This is a genomic window from Achromobacter semiaridum, assembly GCF_053543755.1.
On sequence record NZ_JBLVOL010000025.1, the window covers coordinates 23,848 to 42,122 of the forward strand.

At 65.1% G+C, this 18,275-nt stretch carries 15 protein-coding genes; 1 reads left to right on the forward strand and 14 read right to left on the reverse strand.

Going from position 1 to position 18,275, the window contains the following annotated elements; genetic code table 11:
• Window positions 1-105 precede the first annotated feature (105 nt).
• The 6 genes from ACNPP0_RS08260 to ACNPP0_RS08285 form a co-directional block, all read right to left on the reverse strand.
• The gene (locus tag ACNPP0_RS08260; RefSeq protein ID WP_332612284.1) at window positions 106-912 is read right to left on the reverse strand and encodes an SDR family oxidoreductase; all 807 of its coding nucleotides are present in this window, start codon (window positions 910-912) and stop codon (window positions 106-108) included.
• Window positions 913-925: 13 nt separating this feature from the next.
• Complete coding sequence (locus ACNPP0_RS08265) at window positions 926-1,534, reverse strand: cysteine hydrolase family protein (protein WP_332612285.1); 609 nt, start codon at window positions 1,532-1,534, stop codon at window positions 926-928.
• A complete protein-coding gene (locus tag ACNPP0_RS08270; RefSeq protein ID WP_448705593.1) occupies window positions 1,534-2,067 on the reverse strand; it encodes an aromatic-ring-hydroxylating dioxygenase subunit beta in 534 nt (177 codons plus the stop codon). The genes ACNPP0_RS08265 and ACNPP0_RS08270 overlap by 1 nt, the downstream gene beginning before the upstream one ends.
• On the reverse strand, window positions 2,058-3,401 hold the full coding sequence (locus ACNPP0_RS08275; protein WP_448705594.1) for an aromatic ring-hydroxylating dioxygenase subunit alpha: 1,344 nt from the start codon (window positions 3,399-3,401) through the stop codon (window positions 2,058-2,060). Before ACNPP0_RS08275 ends, ACNPP0_RS08270 begins: the two co-directional genes overlap by 10 nt.
• A gap of 9 nt (window positions 3,402-3,410) precedes the next feature.
• Complete coding sequence (locus ACNPP0_RS08280; RefSeq protein ID WP_448705595.1) at window positions 3,411-4,655, reverse strand: dienelactone hydrolase family protein; 1,245 nt, start codon at window positions 4,653-4,655, stop codon at window positions 3,411-3,413.
• A gap of 69 nt (window positions 4,656-4,724) precedes the next feature.
• Complete coding sequence (locus tag ACNPP0_RS08285) at window positions 4,725-5,903, reverse strand: ABC transporter substrate-binding protein (RefSeq protein WP_332612292.1); 1,179 nt, start codon at window positions 5,901-5,903, stop codon at window positions 4,725-4,727.
• Between the two features lie 277 nt (window positions 5,904-6,180).
• On the opposite strand from ACNPP0_RS08285, the gene ACNPP0_RS08290 reads away from it, so the two are divergent.
• A complete protein-coding gene (locus ACNPP0_RS08290; RefSeq protein WP_448705596.1) occupies window positions 6,181-7,167 on the forward strand; it encodes an AraC family transcriptional regulator in 987 nt (328 codons plus the stop codon).
• Window positions 7,168-7,221: 54 nt separating this feature from the next.
• Here the strand turns inward: ACNPP0_RS08290 and ACNPP0_RS08295 are convergent, their stop codons facing one another.
• The 8 genes from ACNPP0_RS08295 to ACNPP0_RS08330 all read right to left on the reverse strand — a co-directional run bounded on the left by ACNPP0_RS08295 (window position 7,222) and on the right by ACNPP0_RS08330 (window position 18,238).
• On the reverse strand, window positions 7,222-7,629 hold the full coding sequence (locus ACNPP0_RS08295) for a RidA family protein (protein ID WP_332612294.1): 408 nt from the start codon (window positions 7,627-7,629) through the stop codon (window positions 7,222-7,224).
• 50 nt (window positions 7,630-7,679) lie between these two features.
• Window positions 7,680-8,105: an acyl-CoA thioesterase gene (locus ACNPP0_RS08300; protein WP_046806567.1), complete on the reverse strand. Its 426-nt coding sequence runs from the start codon at window positions 8,103-8,105 to the stop codon at window positions 7,680-7,682.
• A 47-nt stretch (window positions 8,106-8,152) separates the two neighbouring features.
• The gene (locus ACNPP0_RS08305; protein WP_448705597.1) at window positions 8,153-9,793 is read right to left on the reverse strand and encodes an AMP-binding protein; all 1,641 of its coding nucleotides are present in this window, start codon (window positions 9,791-9,793) and stop codon (window positions 8,153-8,155) included.
• A gap of 72 nt (window positions 9,794-9,865) precedes the next feature.
• On the reverse strand, window positions 9,866-11,035 hold the full coding sequence (locus ACNPP0_RS08310; protein WP_332612602.1) for an acyl-CoA dehydrogenase family protein: 1,170 nt from the start codon (window positions 11,033-11,035) through the stop codon (window positions 9,866-9,868).
• A gap of 2 nt (window positions 11,036-11,037) precedes the next feature.
• Window positions 11,038-11,895 (reverse strand): enoyl-CoA hydratase family protein, encoded by an 858-nt coding sequence (locus ACNPP0_RS08315; protein ID WP_046806569.1) that lies wholly within the window; start codon window positions 11,893-11,895, stop codon window positions 11,038-11,040.
• 41 nt (window positions 11,896-11,936) lie between these two features.
• Entirely contained in the window at window positions 11,937-12,728 is a 792-nt protein-coding gene (locus ACNPP0_RS08320) for an SDR family NAD(P)-dependent oxidoreductase (RefSeq protein ID WP_332612297.1), read from the reverse strand.
• Window positions 12,725-15,076 (reverse strand): bifunctional salicylyl-CoA 5-hydroxylase/oxidoreductase, encoded by a 2,352-nt coding sequence (locus ACNPP0_RS08325; protein WP_448705598.1) that lies wholly within the window; start codon window positions 15,074-15,076, stop codon window positions 12,725-12,727. The genes ACNPP0_RS08320 and ACNPP0_RS08325 overlap by 4 nt, the downstream gene beginning before the upstream one ends.
• A 588-nt stretch (window positions 15,077-15,664) precedes the next feature.
• On the reverse strand, window positions 15,665-18,238 hold the full coding sequence (locus tag ACNPP0_RS08330; protein WP_332612301.1) for a sensor domain-containing protein: 2,574 nt from the start codon (window positions 18,236-18,238) through the stop codon (window positions 15,665-15,667).
• Window positions 18,239-18,275 lie beyond the last annotated feature (37 nt).

The following is an 18,275-nucleotide window of genomic DNA, read 5'->3' on the forward strand; positions in this document are numbered from 1 at the left end:
GGCGCGAAGATTCAGCTGGGCAACAAGGTGCAGGAATTCCTGGAAGACCAGGTGGGCGGCAAGGCGGGTCTTGAAGAAGGCGAAATCGTTATCCGCTAGGTTGGCTCAGGGCGCCAGTTCCTTGAACCACACCCGCGGCGAGATGCCGCGGTCGGGGCCAAGGATGGAGAAGCCGCCGTCCACCGGGATGTCCACACCGGTCATCCAAGAGGCCGCGTCCGAGCACGCAAAGCACACGGCGGCGGCGATTTCGTCGCCCGACCCGACCCGGCCCAGCGGATGAAAATGCGCCCCCACGGCGTCCGCCGCCTGGCGCGATCCGCCCGACAGCTGTTCAACCGAGGGCGACCACGTCCACGCCGGCGACACCGCCAGCACCCGCACACCGGCCGGCGCCAATTCCACCGCGAAGTTCTTGGTGATTTGCAGCATCGCCGCCTTGGACGCCGGATACAGCGCACGCCCGGCCGCCCCGAACTTGCCGCCCGTGCTGCCCATGTTGACCACCACGCCGCCGCGCGGCAGATGCGGCGCGACCCGCTGCGTGAAAATGGCGGCGGACACCAGGTTGGTGTCCAGCGTGGCATGCCATTGCTCACGCGATGACGCCAGCCCGTGGTCGGCGTACTGGCAGGCGTTGTTCACCAATATGTCCAGCCGCCCGAAGCGGGCCAGCGCGGCGTCGATGCAGCGCTGAATCTGCGCATCCACGCCGATGTCGGTTTCGCAATACAGCGCGCGCCCGTCCAGTTCTTGCGCCAGCGCCTGGCCGGCCTGCGCGTTGCGCCCCACCAGCACCACGTTGGCGCCGGCCGCCGCCAGGCCGCGCGCAATGTCCGCGCCCAGCCCCTGCGTACTGCCGGTGATGATGGCGGTCTTGCCGGTCAAGCCGGGAAAGCCAGAAAAGTCCATGAAGAATCCTTGGTCAGTGCGGCGCGGCGGCCCAGCGCACAGCTTCCGCCACCGAGCCCGTTTGTGCAATCAGCCGCATGCTGGCCAGCGAGGCCTCGTGCACGGACAGGTCGGCGGAAGCGCAGGCGTCCTCTGCCACCATCACGTCAAAACCGATATCGGCGGCGTGGCGCACCGTGCCTTCCACCACCGAATGCGTTGCCACGCCCGCCACCACCAGCCGGCGCGCGCCGATCACGCGCAGCGTTTCCTCCAGCGGCGTGCCGTAAAAGGCGCTGATGCGGGTGTGCTTCACCACGAACTCGCGCGGGCTTGCCGCCACGGGTTGCAGCCCGTCGTAGAACTCGCTGCCCCACTGCCCCTCGGGCACCGCGCCGATGGACGCCACGTTGCGAAAGATGGCGCAGTTGGGCAGAAGGTCGGCGTAGTCCGGACGAAACGCAATGCGCACATGCACGATGGGCAGCGCCCGCGCCCGCGCGCCGTCCAGCAGCGCCGCCGCGCTATCAAGCAGGCGCTGGCGCGCGCCGTTGTCCGCGTCCAGCCCGACGCGGATCTTGCCGTCGGGATGCAACACGTCGTTCTGGTAGTGCAGCGCCAGCACCGCGGTATCCGCCGGCATCACACGAACACCTCGAACACATCGTGCACGTCGTCGCAGTTGACCAGGTCCACGCGCTTCATGCGGATGCGCCAGCTGTCGCCCTGGGCGGCCAGCTTGTGCGTATAGCGGCCCGCCAGCTGGCGCGGCTGACGCTTGCGCCATTCGGTCATCTGGAACGCGGAGTGCACCACCAGGTTGCCGCCCGCGTCCACGCCTTCCACCTGCACGCCGCCCACCAGCCGCACGCTGCGCGTGGGCGGCTGTTGCGACCAGTTGCGCGGATGCTCCAGCCGCCGGATGCGCACATCGCGCAGCATGCGGTCTTCCCAGAACAGCGAGATATGGTCGTACGGGCTTTGCTGGCCATGCACGCGCGGCATCCAGTACATGCCGTCCTGCGTCCACAGCGCCTGCCAGTCGTCATAGCGGCGCTCGTCCAGCAGCCGGGCCTCGCGATACAGGAATTGCGCGATGCGGTGATAGGCGTCGGCGGGCACCTCGGCGGGCGACAGGTCGGTGGTGCCGACATCAAAATCCAGGTCTAGCAGCATGCGCCTTCTCCCGTAGCGGGCGCGTTAGACGTCGCGCCGGCTTCCATATAAGTCTTCCATGCGCGGAACTGGTTGCGCATGGGCAGTTCGCTGGTGCCGTTAACGGACACCATGCCGTCCGCGTCGCTGCGGTCGCTGCCGTGATAGCGGTGCATGCTGACCCATTCCCCGCCGCGCGTGGCGTTGCCTTCCTGGCAGCGGTTGTAGAGTTCGATGTCGTCGGGCATGACGTTGGACGACGGCGAGTTGATGACGTTGGCGTACAGCATCGCGCGCTTGAAGACACCGTCGGGCGCGCCCTTGCAGCGGAACGTCTGGATTTCGATCAGCGTGCGGTCCACGGCTATGGGGCGGATCACGCGGAATTGCTGGAACACCGTGTGGGGCGAACCGCTGCCGTAAATCACGGTGTTGTGGCGGTTCATGCCCAGGATTTCACGCGCGCGGTCTTCACCATACGCGGCGCTCAGCGTGTCGAAGTGCGCGCGCGATACGGGGTCGCGTTCGGCGGCGCCGGGGTTGAAGATGCCTTCCATATAGCCGTGGCCGTTGTCGTAGGCGCGCAGCTCCAGCTTTTCCCAGAATTCGTAGGGCTCGCCGTTGCCGTCCATGATGTGCAGCTCAAGTGGCATTTCGCCCATTTCCTTGGCCTCGTCGCGCGCGGCGGCGTAGGACGATTCGTGCGTGACACGGGCGTGCATCGTGTCGTGCAGGTTTTCGTAGAACACCTTCCAGTTCGACCGCTGCATCACGCGGAAAATTCCGCCGGCCACTTCCACCTCGCCTACCGGCGAGCGATCGCACAGGTTGTCGATGGACGAGCGCACCCCGCCCAGGAAGTCGACCAGCGCCGGGCCTTCCTTGGCCTGGCTGGCGAACACGAAGCCGCGATAGCTTTCCACGCGCGCCAGGCGGCGCATCGAGAACGCCGGGTCGGTGGGGTCATACGACGTGCCTTCCAGGCCCTGCTTGAGCGGCACGCCCAGATGGCTGCCGTCCAGCTTAAATGTCCAGGCGTGGTACGGGCAGCGGAAGAACTTGCCTACGCAGCCCTCGCCGTCCGCCACCACCTTGGCGCCCTTGTGCGGGCAGCGGTTGTACAGCACGTGCACGCGGCCGTCGGACGCGCGCGCCATCAGCACGTCCTGATCGCCCACGCGGGTGGTGTGATAGTCGCCCGTCTTGGGCACCTGGCTTTCATGGCCCACGTAGATCCAGGCGCGGCCGTAGATGCGTTGCATCTCAAGGTCGAAGATGGCCGGATCGGTGTAGACGCCACGGTGCACGCTGTCGCCGCGCACCATCTCGGACAGTTGTTGGTCGGTGTAAGACATCAGGCGCTCCTACTTGTTCTCGCTGTCTTTCCAACGCGCCATCAGCGTGTTGGACGGCAGGGTTTCATCCAGCAGCTTGGCGGCGGTCTCGCGGCCCGCCACCGGCAAGCCGGTCGGGTCCAGCAGGCCCACCTGCACCAGCACGCTGGCCTGGTCCCAATAGATGTGCTCGTGGTAGAGCTTGTCGCCGCGGAACTTCACCACGGCAAGCAGCGGAATTTCCACGGTGCGGCCCGTCGGCGGCACGCCGGGCAGCATCCAGTCGATCTCGGTGGTGTGCGTGAAGCAGAACAGCAGTTCGTCCACGATCTGGGTGGCGCCCACGGTGCGCGACAGCGGGATCAGGCGCGTGTCGGGCGGGTTGCCGTTGACGAAATGGTGTTGGTAGAAACGCGACAGCTCTTTGTGGCCCACGCCGCCCGTCATGGTGGGGATGTGGTTCACGTAGGGCTCGGCCACCATCGTTGCCATCGTGGCCGCCACGTCGCGCGTGCCGAATTCGTATTCGCAATGCTTGTCCCACAAGTACGAATAATCGAACTCGGGGCCGATGGCGCGTTGCAGCGCGGCCATGCTGCGCTGGTGCGCCATCAACGCGGCGGGCTTGTCGTAGTGATCGCCACCCGTGCGCGCAAAGGCGTGGTCCATGCCGGGGTACACGTACAGCTCGACACCGGGCTTGCCGCCCAGCGCGTCCAGGATGCGCTGGCGCGCGGCGGGCGGACAGAAGCCGTCCTGCTCGGCAATGTGCAGCACCAGGCGGCCGCGCAGGTTGGCGGCTTCGTCCAGGCTGTCTTCGATGCCCACGCCGTAATAGCCCACCGCCACGTCCACATCGGTGCGGCAGGCGGCCAGATAGGCCAGCTTGCCGCCCAGGCAATAGCCCAGCACGCCGACGCCGCCCTGCTGCTCGGGCAAGTCGCGCAGCAAGCTGATGGTAGAGGCAATGTCCTTCAGGCCCTGCTCGACGTCAAAGCCCTGATAGAGCTCGAACGCGCGCGGCATGTCGGCCGGGCCGTCGGTCAGCTGAATGCCGGGTTGCTGGCGCCAGAACAGGTCGGGCACCAGCACCACGTAGCCCTCTTCGGCCAGCAGCTGCGCGGCGCGGCGCATGAAGTCGTTCACGCCGAAGATTTCCTGGCACAGCACCAGGCCCGGGCCATGGCCCGAGGCGGGCACGGCCAGATAGGCGCTGAAGGTCTTGCCGTCGTGCGAGGGAACGGTCACCTCGCGCGTCGTGATGGATGGGGTCATGCGGTTCTCCTGTGTTGCAAGATGCCTGGGTTGCAAAGTCCGTGCGCGACGGTCCATGCGCGCGGCCGCCTATTTCATCTGGCAGGCGGCGGCGAACGGGTCCTGGTACTGCGTCAGCACCGTGCCCGACAGCTTGTTGGCCAGCTTGCCGTCCGCGCCCGCCTCGACGACGCGCAGGTAGTAGTTCTGGATGGGGTATTGGTTGCGGTTGAACTTGAAGTCGCCTCGCACCGATTTGAAATCGGCGCGCCGCAGCGCCGGACGCAGCGCGTCGGCTTCCAGCTTGCCGCCCGTTTGCCGCACGGCGCTGTCCAGCAGCATGGCCGCGTCATAGCCCTGCGAGGCATACAGCGTGGGCGTGCGCTTGTAGGTCTTCTTGAAGTCTTCGACGAATTTCTGGTTGGCCGGGTTGTCCAGGTCGGCCGCCCACTGCGACGTGTTGCGCATGCCCGCAATCGGCGCGCCCACGGCGGCGATGGTGTCTTCGTCGCCCGAGAAACCGGGCGCCAATAGCGCGATGTCCTTGGACAGGCCCGCGCCGTTGAACTGCTTGATGAAGTTCACGCCCATGCCGCCGGGCAAGAAGAAAAACACCGCGTCGGGCTTGCTGGCGCGCAGCCGGGTAATTTCTACGCCGTAGTCCAATTGGCCCAGCTGCGTGTAGATCTCCTCGGACAGCCCGCCCTTGTACAGACGCTTGAAGCCATTGAGCGATTCGCGCCCGCCGGGATAGTCGGGCGCGATCAACGCCACGCGCTTGTAGCCCTGGTCCATGGCGTACTTGCCCATGGCGGCGGGGATGTCCTCGTTCTGCCAGGCCACCGCGAAGAAGTTGGGGTTGCAGCCGGCGCCCGCGTAGTTCTCGGGGCCCGTGTTGGTGCTGAGGTACACCGTGTTCGATTGCAGGATGGCGGGCATCACCGGCAGCAGCACGTTCGAGAACACGATGCCCGTCATGACGTCCACGCGGTCGCGCTTGAGCAGGCGTTCCACCGCCTGGCGGCCCGCGTCCGCCTTCTGCTGGTCATCGGCCACGATGACTTCGGCAGGCAGGCCGCCCAGCTTGCCGCCGGTATGTTGCAGCGCCAGATTGAAGCCGTCGCGGATCTCATTGCCCAGCGCCGACCCCGGCCCGGACAACGTCGTCAGCAACCCCACCTTGACCTTGTCCGCCGCCCCGGCGCTTGCCATGGCGGACATACAGACCAGTGCCGCCAGCGCGCGCCGGCTCCAAAGATGTTGAATCATGGGCCACCCCGTTTTCGCCGCCAGCCACGCTGGCGCAAAGCTGACAGATCCCGTCTGCCGTCGGTACACGCATGCCGCCGATCGAAGTCGCCAAGCTTACGCGCCGTGACGACGCCCTCCAAGACCCGCAAGAGAGCTTGGGCTAGCGTATGCCGCCCGGCCGCCCCGCTCTATCCGATTCCGCCCAGCCTTATCCGGGATTCACTTAATTCCAAACCCTGGACGATTAATTTATTCTGGCCCCAGATACGGGAGCGTTCCCGTTCCGGAGGCTTCCATGCACGGCTGGTCACGACTAGAACTTGCGCCGCTATTCAAGCGCCGCGTGTTCAGCTCCACGCAACAGGACGAGACACGCACGCGCGTGTCCGAAGCGCTGAAGGAACACCGGCTGACCTGGAAGGGTGGCCGCGTGGACGCCGAGCTGAACCGGGGCCGGTTTGGCGCGCTGACGGTCTGTACGTTGCGCTACGGCGCCGAAGTGCATATTGAACCCGACCGCTTGCAGGATTTCATGCTGGTGCAGGTGCCGCTGCGTGGCCGCGCGCGTATCCAATGCGGCGACGACTGCGTGGACGCCCATCCCGATTGCGCCGCCGTCATCGCGCCGAATCGCCCGCTGCGGCTGCACTGGGAAGCCGGCTGCGAACAGCTGCTGTTGAAGATTCCGCGCGGCAAGCTCGAAGCCATCGGCCGCCGCGCCTTTGGCGACGCCGCCACCCTGCCGCTGGACTTCAGCCCCGCCCTGCGCCTGGACAACCCGGTGGGCGCGGCCTGGCGCAGCATGGTCACCAGCATGATTCACCTGCTGCCCACGCTGGATGACGGCGCCCTGCGCCCGCCCGCGGCATGGCTGGAACACCTGGAAGACACGCTGGTGCTGCACCTGCTGTACAACCAGCCCAACAGCTGGCAATCGCAAGCAGGCCAATCGCCGCGCCTGCCGCGCCGCCTGACGCTGGCGGAATCGTATATGCGCGAGCACCTCTCGGCCCCGCTGACCTTGACCGACATCGCCCGCCACGCCGGCGCCAGCGCCACCGCGCTGACCCGCTTATTCCAGGAACATCGGGACACCACGCCCATGATCGCGCTGCGCGCGTTGCGGCTGGATACGGCCCGGCAAAAGCTCAAGACAGACGCCCACGCCAGCGTCACCGACGTGGCGCTGGGCGTGGGCTTTGGACATCTGGGCAGGTTCTCGGAGTATTACCGGGAACGGTTTGGCGAACTGCCGCGCGAGACGCGGCGTGGGCAAGGATAGAACGCGGCGCGGGGGCAAGGCCCCCGGCTATCAAGACGCCGCACCCGGCCCTGTTCAGGCGGCCGGCACCACCGCCGTCACTTCGATTTCAACCTTGGCCCGGTCTTCGACCAGGTCCGCCACTTCCACCGCCGTCATCGCCGGGAAGTGCCGGCCGATGTATTCGCGGTAATGCTTGCCGATGGCCGGATAGGCCGCCACATAGGCTTCCTTGTCCGTGACATACCACGTCATGCGTACGATGTGTTCGGGCTTGGCGCCGCCTTCGGCCAGGATGGCGACAATGTTCGACAGCGTCTGGCGGACCTGGTCCGCCAGGTCATCCGATTCGAACTGCTGCTGCCCATTCCACCCCACCTGCCCGCCCACGAACACGAGCTTGCTGCCCACCGTCATTTCGGTGAGCACACCATTCGAATAGCCCCGGGGCGCCATCCAATCCGGCGGTTGCAGAATCTTCATAACGTCTCATCCTATTTATAAAAAACAAACGACAGGGTGGTCTCGCGGCGTCAGGCCGCGGGAACCAGATAAGCCTGCATGCGTTCCCGCAGGTCCGCAGGCATGGGCATGGACTTCATCGTCCGTAAATCCACCGTCACGATCGTCAGCGTGGCCGACAGGCGCAACTGTCCGTCCGGCCCTTCAAAGCGCACCAGCGCCTTGAACGATGCGCCGCCGATCCGCTGAACTTCCAGCGTTTGGCGCAGGCGTTCATGCCAGCGGCTGGGCGCGCTGAAATCGCACGTCACCGAGGCCATGGGCGTGCCGATATGCCGGTCCACATGCAGGGCATGGAAAGGCAGGCCCATGCCCTTGTCGAACCATTCTTCGACAAAGTCATTGATCATTTCGAAATAGCGGGGGTAGAACACAATGCCCGCCGGGTCGCAATGACGAAAGCGGACTTCTACCTGGCTGGTGAATGCTGCGGCCATGATGAGTTCCTGAGTTTCTCTGATTTCCTGATTTCCCGACTTCGCGCTCAAGCCATCTTGCGCAGGGCAAAGCGTTGCAGCTTGCCGGTTTCGGTTCGCGGCAATGCGGCCACGAATTCAATGGCGCGCGGATATTTGTACGGGGCGATGCTGGCCTTTACAAACGCCTGCATGTCGGCCACCAGCGCATCGCCGGCCGTGTAGCCGGGCTTGAGCACGACGAACGCCTTGACCAGCTGGCCGCGCTCGTCATCCTGTGCGCCGACCACGCCGCATTCGGCCACGGCTTCGTGGCGCAGCAGCGCGTCTTCGACTTCGGGCCCGGCGATGTTGTAGCCGGCCGAGACGATCATGTCGTCGTTGCGCGCCTGATAGTACAGATAGCCCTCATCGTCTTGCATGAAGGTATCGCCCGGCAGGTTCCAGCCTTGCTGCACGAAGCGGCGCTGGCGCTCGTCGGCCAGGTAGCGGCAGCCGGTGGGGCCTTTGATGGCCAGGCGGCCGACCGTGCCGTTGGGCACCGGGTTCATGTCATCGTCCACGACCCGCGCCACATAGCCCGGCACCACCTTGCCGATGGCGCCGCGCTTGACGGCGTCGGGCGGGCTGGAGACGAACACGTGGATCATTTCTGTGCCACCGATCCCGTCGATCATTTCGATGCCGCTGGCCTGCTTCCACAGCTGGCGCGTAGCGTCCGGCAAGGCTTCGCCCGCCGACACGCTTTTCTTCAGCGACGACAAATCAAACTTGCCGACCAGCGCGGCCATCTGCCGATAGAAGGTAGGCGCGGTGAAAACAATGGTGGCGCGAAAGTCCTGGATCAGTTCCAGCAGGGTTTCCGGCGACAGCTTTTCCGCCAGCACGGTGCTGGCGCCCACGCGCAACGGAAAGCACAGCAGCCCGCCCAGGCCAAACGTGAAGGCCAGCGGCGGCGTGCCGCAGAAGATGTCGTCGGGGCCGGGCTTGATCACATGCTTGGGGAACAAGTCGCACATCGCCAGCACGTCGCGATGAAAATGCATGCAGCCCTTGGGCGACCCGGTCGTGCCGCTGGTAAAGGCGATCAGGCACACGTCGTCGGCGGCGGTATCGCAGGCGGTGAAATCGTCCGGCTTGGCGGCGGCCAGTGCGTCCAGCGCATCAGGCGCGGCATCATTGAAGAACATCACCTGCGTCAGCTGCGGGCAATGATGCTCGTGGTCCGGCTGCGCGCAGAACTGCGCTTCTTCCTTCAGGCGCGCATCGCACAACACCGCCTGGACCTGCGCCTTTTCGATGATCTGCTTGAGTTCCTTGGCGCGCAGCAGTGGCATCGTCGGCACCGTCACCAGCCCCGCCTTGATCGCGGCCAGCCAGGCCGCCGCCATCATCGGGTTATTCGGGCCGCGCAGCAGCAGACGGTTGCCGGGCGCAAGGCCCATGTCCTCGGTCAGCACGCGCGCAATGCGGTTGGTCAGCGCGGCCAATTCGCGATAGCTCATCGTGGCCTGCGTGTCGCCGTCGCGCCAGCGCAGTGCAACGCGATCGCCAAAGCCGCGGTCGGCCATGGCATCCACCAGTTCAACAGCGCAATTGAACCGCTTGGGGTAGGCCACGTCGGGGCCATCAAGCAGAAATTCAGGCCATTGATCGCCCGGGGGTAGATTGTCCCGGGCAAAGGTGTCGATGTGGGCGGATACTTCCATGAAATTCCCCTTGATGTGCGATGCGGTGCGGTGTGGTTTTTTCTTGCTGGAAGGCGAGGGCTCGATGGCCCCTTACGACTTCAACAATTCACGGGCAATGATCAACTTCTGCACTTCGGTGGCGCCTTCGTAAATACGCAGCGCTCTGATTTCCCTGTAAAGCTTCTCTACCGGCATCCCCGACACCACGCCCGCGCCGCCGAACATCTGCAAGGCGCGGTCGATCACGGTCTGCGCCGATTCCGTGGCCGTCATCTTGGCCATCGCGGCTTCGCGCGTGGTGCGCAGCTTTTGCACGTCGCGCATCCACGCGGCGCGATACGTCAGCAACGCCGAGGCGTCGATGGCGGTCGCCATGTCGCCCAACGCGGCTTGCGTCAGTTGCAGGTCGGCCAGCGTCTGGCCGAACATGCGGCGCGACTTGGCGCGCGCCAGGCCTTCGTCCAGCGCACGGCGCGCAAAGCCCAGCGCGGCCGCCGCCACCGAGGCGCGGAAAATGTCCAGCGTCATCATGGCCAGCTTGAAGCCCTGGCCCGCGTCGCCCAACCGATGCGAGGCCGGCACGCGGCAGTTGTCGAACGTGATCGTGGCCAGCGGGTGGGGCGCGATCAGTTCAATGCGTTCGCTGACGTCGAACCCCGGCGTGTCGGCATCCACCACGAAGGCGCTGATACCGCGCGCGCCCGGGGCCTCGCCGGTGCGGGCAAACACCACGTAGAAATCCGCGATGCCGCCGTTGGAGATCCACGTCTTGGCGCCGTTCAGTACGTAATGCTCGCCGTCCAGCGTGGCTTCGCAAGCCAGCGCGGCCACGTCGGAACCGGCATCGGGTTCCGACAGCGCGAAGGCGGCAATGGCTTCGCCCCGCGCCACGCGCGGCAGGTAGCGTTGGCGCAATTCGTCCGAGCCCATCAACGAGATGGCGCCGCTGCCCAGCCCTTGCATCGCAAAGGCAAAATCCGCCAGCCCTTCGTGGCGCGCAAACGTTTCGCGCAGGATGCACACGGCGCGCGAATCGACTTCGGGCAACGCGCCGCCCCAGGCGCCGCCCGGGCCGCCCGCCACCGCGTAACGCAACCAGCCGGCCTGGCCCATGGCCTTGACCAGCTTTTTGCACGCCGCGTCCGCGTCGTGATGGTCAACGTCGCCCAGCGACGCCTCGCACCAGGCGTCCACCTCGTGCGCCAGCTTGCGGTGCGCATCGTCAAAAAAGGGCCAGTCCAGCCAGCTTGCGTCACGCATCATCAGTTCCCCTCGAAGACCGGCTTTTGCTTGGCCACGAAGGCCTCGTAGGCACGATGGAAGTCGCGCGTCTGCATGCAGATGGCCTGGGCTTCGGCTTCGGCCTCGATGGCCTCGTCTACGCCCATGTTCCATTCCTGATGCAGCAATTTCTTGGTGACGCCGTGTGCGAACGTCGGGCCGGCGGCCAGTTGCGCCGCCAGCGTCTGCGCCGCTTCGGCCAGCTTGGCCGAATCATGCAGCGCGTTGAAGAAGCCCCAGCTTGCGCCCTCATCCGCCGTCATGGCGCGGCCGGTGTACAGCAATTCAGACGCGCGCCCCTGGCCGATCATGCGCGGCAGCAAGGTGCACGCGCCCATGTCCGCGCCCGCCAGACCCACGCGGGTGAACAGGAACGCCGTGCGCGCGGCAGGCGTGCCCAAGCGCATGTCGGCGGCCAGCGCCACCATGGCGCCCGCGCCCGCGCACACGCCGTCCACCGCTGCCACGATGGGCTGCGGGCAGGCCCGCATCGCCTTGACCAGGTCGCCCGTCATGCGGGTGAAGTCCAGCAGTTCGGGCATGCTCATCTTGGTCAGCGGCCCGATGATTTCATGCACATCGCCGCCCGAGCAGAAGTTGCCGCCCGCCCCCGTCACCACCACCACCTTCACGTCGGTGGCATACACCAGCGAACGGAACAGGTCGCGCAGTTCGGCGTAGGAATCGAACGTCAACGGGTTCTTGCGTTCGGGCCGGTTCAGCGTAACCGTGCCGATCTTGCCGTCGGCCGACACCTCCCACAGAAACGTCTGGGCCTGATAGCCGGCCAGCGGACGCTTATGGTGCTTCATGGTGTGCTCTTCGGACTGCTTGCTCATGGTGTCTCCGTTCGTTATCCAGGGGTTGATGGGGCGCCGGCCTAGCCGGTCATCACTTCGCCGCCGTCCACGGCGATCGCCTGCCCGTTGACCGAGGCCGAGGCCGGCAACGCCAGCCAGGCCACCGTTTCGGCCACTTCCTCGGGCTGCACCAGGCGGCCCTGCGGGTTGCGCTCGGCCAGTTTGGCGCGGGCGGCGTCCGGCGTCATGCCGGTCTTGTCCACAATATTGGCCACCGCGCCGCGCACGATGTCGGTCTCGGTATAGCCCGGGCACACCGCGTTCACGGTGACGCCCTTTTGCGCGGTTTCCAGCGCCAGTGAACGGGTCAGCCCGATCACGCCGTGCTTGGCGGCGCAGTAAGCACTGACATACCCGTAGCCGATCAGGCCCGCCGTGCTGGCCACGTTGATGACGCGGCCCCACTTTTCTTGCAGCATGCCCGGCAACGCGGCCTGGATGCAGTGGAACGTGCCGGTCAAGTTCACCGCAATCATCTGGTGCCACAGCGCCGCGTCGGTGCGGTCAAACCGCTGGCTGACCGCCTGGCCCGCGTTGTTCACCAACACCAGCACCGGCCCGAATTCCGCCTCGGCTTGTGCAAACGCGGCGCGTACCGATGCTTCGTCCGCGATGTCGGCGCTGACGGACTGCACCTGCCCCAACGCGGCCAGGCTATCCGTGGCCGCTTCCAGCGCCGCGCCATCACGGCCCAGCAGCGTCACGCGTGCGCCACGCGCCAGCAGCGCACGCGCGCTGGCCAGCCCGATGCCGCGCGCGCCACCCGTCACCAAGGCATGGCGCCCCGCCAGCGATTGCGCAAGACTCATCATTTGATATCCAGTTGCGCCATCGCCGCGGCGCGTTCAAAGTTGGTTTCCAGTTGGCGCTTGCCCGCGAAGTACTGGCTGGGCCAGGCCACATCGCGATAGCCCACGCGCGCCGCTTCGCGCAGCGTCCACGAGGCGTCGGCCAGATGAGGGCGCGCCAGCGCGCACAGGTCCGCACGGCCCGACGCGATGATGCCGTTGGCATGGTCCGCTTCGAAGATGGCGCCCACCGCAATGGTCGGAATGCCCGCCTCGTTGCGCACGCGGTCCGCGAACGGCGTCTGGAACATGCGGCCGTAAACCGGCTTTTCTTCCTTGCTGACCTGACCCGACGAGCAGTCGATCATGTCGGCGCCCGCCGCCTTGAAGTGACGCGCGATGTCCACCGCGTCGTCGGCGGTGATGCCGCCTTCGACCCAGTCGCTGGCCGAAATCCGCACCGACATCGGCTTGTCCCGCGGCCACGCCTCGCGCACCGCCTTGAAGACCTCCAGCGGGAAGCGCAAGCGGTTCTCCAGGCTGCCGCCGTACTCGTCCTCGCGATGGTTCGTCAGCGGCGAAATGAAGCTGGACAGCAGATAGCCGTGCGCGCAGTGCAGCTCCAGCCAATCGAACCCGGCCGCTTGCGCGCGGCGGGCCGCCGCCACAAAGTTGTCGCGCGCATCGTCCATGTCGGCACGCGTCATCGCGCGCGGCGTCTGCGACACCCCTTCGATGTACGGCAGCGCCGACGCCGACAACAGCGGCCAATTCCCTTCCGCCAACGGATGATCGATCTTCTGCCAGCCCAGTTGCGTCGAACCCTTGCGGCCCGCATGGCCCAGCTGCACACCGATCCGCGCATCGCTATTGCCATGCACGAAATCCACAATGCGCTTGAACGCCTGCGTCTGCTCGTCGTTCCACAGGCCCGGGCACCCCGGCGTGATGCGCCCATCCGGCGACACGCAAGTCATCTCGACCATGACCAGCCCCGCCCCACCCATGGCGCGCGCGCCCAGGTGCACCAGATGGAAATCACCCGGCACACCGTCCGTGCACGAATACATCGCCATCGGCGACACCAGAATGCGATTCTTCAAGCGCACGCCGCGCACCTGATAGGGCGTCAACATCGGAATGGCCGGACGCTGACCCGGCGCTACCTGCGCGCCGGCACGTTCCGCGATCCAACGCTCAAAGCCTTCCAGCCAGGCCGGATCGCGCAAACGCAGGTTTTCATGCGAGATGCGCTGCGAACGCGTCAGCAACGAATACGCAAATTGCTCCGGCTCCAATTCCGCGTAACGCTCAACGTTCTCGAACCATTCCGTCGAATTGCGCGCCGCGTTCTGAATCTTCAGCACTTCCACGCTACGCACTTCCTCGTAGTGCTTCAGACCCGCCTCGACACTGCCCTCGGCGCCGCTCAGGCAGCGCGCCAGTTCGATGGAATCCTCAAGCGCCAGCTTGGTGCCCGAGCCAATGGAAAAGTGCGCCGTGTGCGCCGCATCCCCCATCAACACTACCGGCACCCGACGCTGTCCGCGCGACGTCTCCAACGTATTCCAATGCACCCAGGTGTTGCAGATCACCCGCGGGAAACGGATCCAGATCGCCGAGCCACGCAGGTGCGACGCATTGCTGATCAGCGCATTGCCATCCAGCCAAGGCGCAAACAGCTTTTCGCAATACGCAATGCCCTCTTCCTGGCTCATCTGCTCAATGCCCGCCGCCTGCCACGTCTCTTCAGGCGTCTCGACAATAAACGTCGACATCCCATCTTCGTAGCGGTACGCATGCGCCTGGAACCAGCCGTGTTCCGTCTGCACGAACGCAAACGTGAACGCATCAAACACCTTCTTCGTACCCAGCCACACAAAGCGGCAACGGCGCTGATCGATGTCCGGGTGGAACGTATCCGCGTAACGCGTCCGGATCTGGCTGTTGATGCCGTCCGACGCAATCACCAGATCCGCGTCGTACTCGCGGGCGATGGCCTGATCGTCCTGAACAAAGTTCTCGAACACCAGCTTCACGCCCACATCCTCGCAGCGCGCCTGCAAGATATTCAACAGCTTCTTGCGCCCAATCCCAATAAAGCCATGCCCGCTGCTGCGGATGCTGCGGCCCTTGAAATGGATATCGATATCATCCCAATGGTTGAACGCGTCGCCAATGGTCTGAGCGGAAACGGGATCGGCTTCACGCAAGTTCTGCATGGTGGCATCCGAAAACACCACGCCCCATCCAAAGGTGTCATACGGACGATTGCGTTCGATGACCGTCACTTCGTTCGCGGGGTTCTGCAACTTCATGAGCAGACCGAAATACAGGCCGGCGGGACCGCCGCCGATGCAGACTATTTTCATTGCCGTATACGCTCCGAGGTACGCGACAGTCGCTCGTGTATCGGAGCGGGGCGCCGCGGATATTTAGGTCTGGATAGTTTAGGCTTGAAATATATACCTGAAGTGAGGGGTGCGCAAATGCGGGAAAGCTATTAGGAAAACCAGAAAAAAGGGACACGGCAACGAACGTCACCGCGAAAAAGACAAACCGCACGGACCACAAAATAGTGCCGTACCCGTCGCCGGAGCCAGCAAGGCAAATTGAAAGGAAGGAATAGAAGCAGGGGAAGAGAAGCAGGGGAGAGAAGCAGAGAACGATAGCCAGAGTCAGCGCGGCAACGCACGCAAGATCCGCCCCCCAAAGCGCGAGAGCGCCCCCCACCGACGCACAAAAGGGCGTAAGCCCCAAAAGGCCGCCCGCGCGGCCGGCCTGGGGCGAGCCCCGCAAGACCTTCCGCCCCACCCCACCCGTGGCTACACCCTTAAGAACCCCACCCGCCCCAGCGACCTATCACAATGCCCGATCGCCGGGCGTCAAAAGAACCCAACACCCGCCCCAAGCACTCAACACCCGCCCAACAACGCCAACCCAAAACCCAAAACAGCCACCTACCTCCCCCGCAACCACTCTTCCAACTCCCCCGCCGGCAACGGAGGCGAAAACAAAAACCCCTGCCCCGCCGCGCACCCCTGCTCGATCAAAAACCGTCGCTGCTCTTCATTCTCAACACCTTCGGCCACCACAGGCAGGCTCAAGCTTTCACCAATCCGTATCACCGCACTGGTCAACGCCCGCGCCGCATCATCGCTTTCCAGCCCCTGCACGAAGCTGCGATCCAGCTTCAGCTCATCGACAATCAGCCGCCGCAAGTGCCCCAAGCTGGAATACCCGGTTCCGAAGTCATCCATCGACAGCCGCACCCCCAGGCGATGCAACTCCGCAATCGTCCGCAACGTCCCGGCCGTGGCGTCCAGCACCACCCCTTCCGTGATCTCAAGCATCAGATCCGCCGGCGCCAGCCCAAACTCCGCCAACGTCGCCGCAATCATCCTGGGCAGATTCAGATTATGGAAATTCGTCGCCGACAAGTTCACCGACACCGACGGCACCCGCAACCCGTTGTTGCGCCAGATCGCCAACTGCGAACACGCCTCGCGCAACGCCCAGTCTCCCAGGTCGCCGATCAGCCCGCATTCCTCTGCCAGCGGCACAAACCGCGCCGGCGAAATATCGCCCAACGTCGGATGGCGCCAGCGCGCCAGCGCCTCAACTCCATACAGACTGCCGTTCTTCAAACCCACCTGCGGTTGATAGTGCAGCCGTAACGCTTTCGCTTCCAACGCATCCCGCAACGCCGCTTCCAGCGCCAGGCGCTCTTGCGCCTGCCGGTTCATTTCCGCGCTGAAGAAAGAGATGCGGTTTCGCCCCGCCGTCTTCGCCTGATACATCGCCATGTCCGCATGGCGCAGCAGCGTATCCATATCGCGGCCATTTTCCGGGAACACGCTGATCCCGATACTGACCGACGGATTCAACGTCACGCCGCCCACCGAAAACGGCTGCGCCAACGCCACCAGGATATGTTCCGCCGCCGCCGTCAGACGGCCATGCTCGAAGTCCGGCATCAACATCACGAACTCGTCGCCCGACAAGCGGCCCACGATGTCCGACGCCCGCGCCAGCCGGCGCAAGCGCTGCGCCACATCCCGCAGCAACGCATCGCCGATCGGATGCCCCAGCGTATCGTTCACCTGCTTGAACCGGTCCAGGTCCAGGAACAGCACCGCCACCCGCTTGCGTTCCGGCTCCGCCCGCGCAATCGCCTGTTCGGCCTGCGCCAGCAACAGATTCCGGTTCGGCAAGCCCGTCAACTCGTCATAGAACGCCAACTGGCGAATCCGCGCGCGCGCTTCCTCGCGCTCCAATGCCAGCGCGCACAGATACACGCACACATCCACCAGCCGATGATGAAAATCATCCGGCAGACGGCGTTCACGGAAATAAAAGCCGAACGTACCGATCACCCGGCCGTCGCTGGACTTGATGGGCGACGACCAGCACGCCTTGATGTCTTCCGGCAACGGCAGATGGCGGTAGTCGTCCCAAAGCGGGTCCGTCGCGATATCCGGCACGATCACCGGTCGGCCCAGGAACGCCGACGTGCCGCAGGCGCCCACATTCGGGCCGATCTTCACCCCGTCCAGCGCGCTGGAGTAAGCATCCGGCATGCTGGGCGAAGCCAGCGGCCGCAGATGCCCCGTATCGTCCACCCGCAACACCGTGGCCGCCACTTCGGGCGCCAGGCGCTCAACCTCGCGGCACACCATGTTCATGACCTCGACCACCGACGCCTCGTTCACCATGGCTTGCAGCACGCGGCGTTGCAGCACCTCGTGCACCTTGGTCGGCGTAATGTCGGTCAGCACATCCACGATGTTGACCAGCGTGCCACGGTCATCGAAAACCGAGTTGGCCATGACCGACACCCACAACGGCTTGCCGCAGCGGTCATAGACCAGCACGTCTTTATGGAAGCCTTCGCGGCAAGCGATGCGGCGGTCCAGTTCCTCGCGCGTGCCGCCGTCCGGGCGACCGCCCGCCAGCAGCTCGCCCAGCTCTTGATCCAGCGCGTCGCCGCGCGAAAATCCCAGCATGCGCTGAAAGCCGTCGTTCACGTAGACGATGCGGCCGTCGCAGCCGGACACCGCCACCGCGTTGCCCGTTTCGTTGATGCCCAACAGCAGCAGGCGCACTTCTTCCTGCCGTTCCGCATCCGCGATCGACTTGCGCGACACGACGGATACCCGGGTGACCTCGCCATGCTCGTCCCGCAAGGGCAGATACGTCGCTTCGATCCACAGGCTGGCGCCGTCCTTCATGCGGTAGCGGCACGTGCCCGAAAAATGTTCGCCCCGACGCAAGCGCGACCAGATGCGTTCGCCGCTGGCGATGCCCTTGCCTTCGTCCATGCTGTCGCACAGCATGTCGTGGCGCAGTGTCAGCGCCTCTTCGCGGGTATAGCCAACTGCCGTCAGAAAATTGGCGTTGACCGTCAACAGCGCGCCATCGACGTCAAAATCGAACAGCAACAGCGCCCGATCCATCGACGCCAGGTAGTTCTGGGTATGCCACGCGGCGCCCTGGGGGCCCGCGCTTGAAACGCTTGCCTGAGTGTCAAGCATAAGGGGCTCCATACCGGATAACAGCAGATCCGGTTTC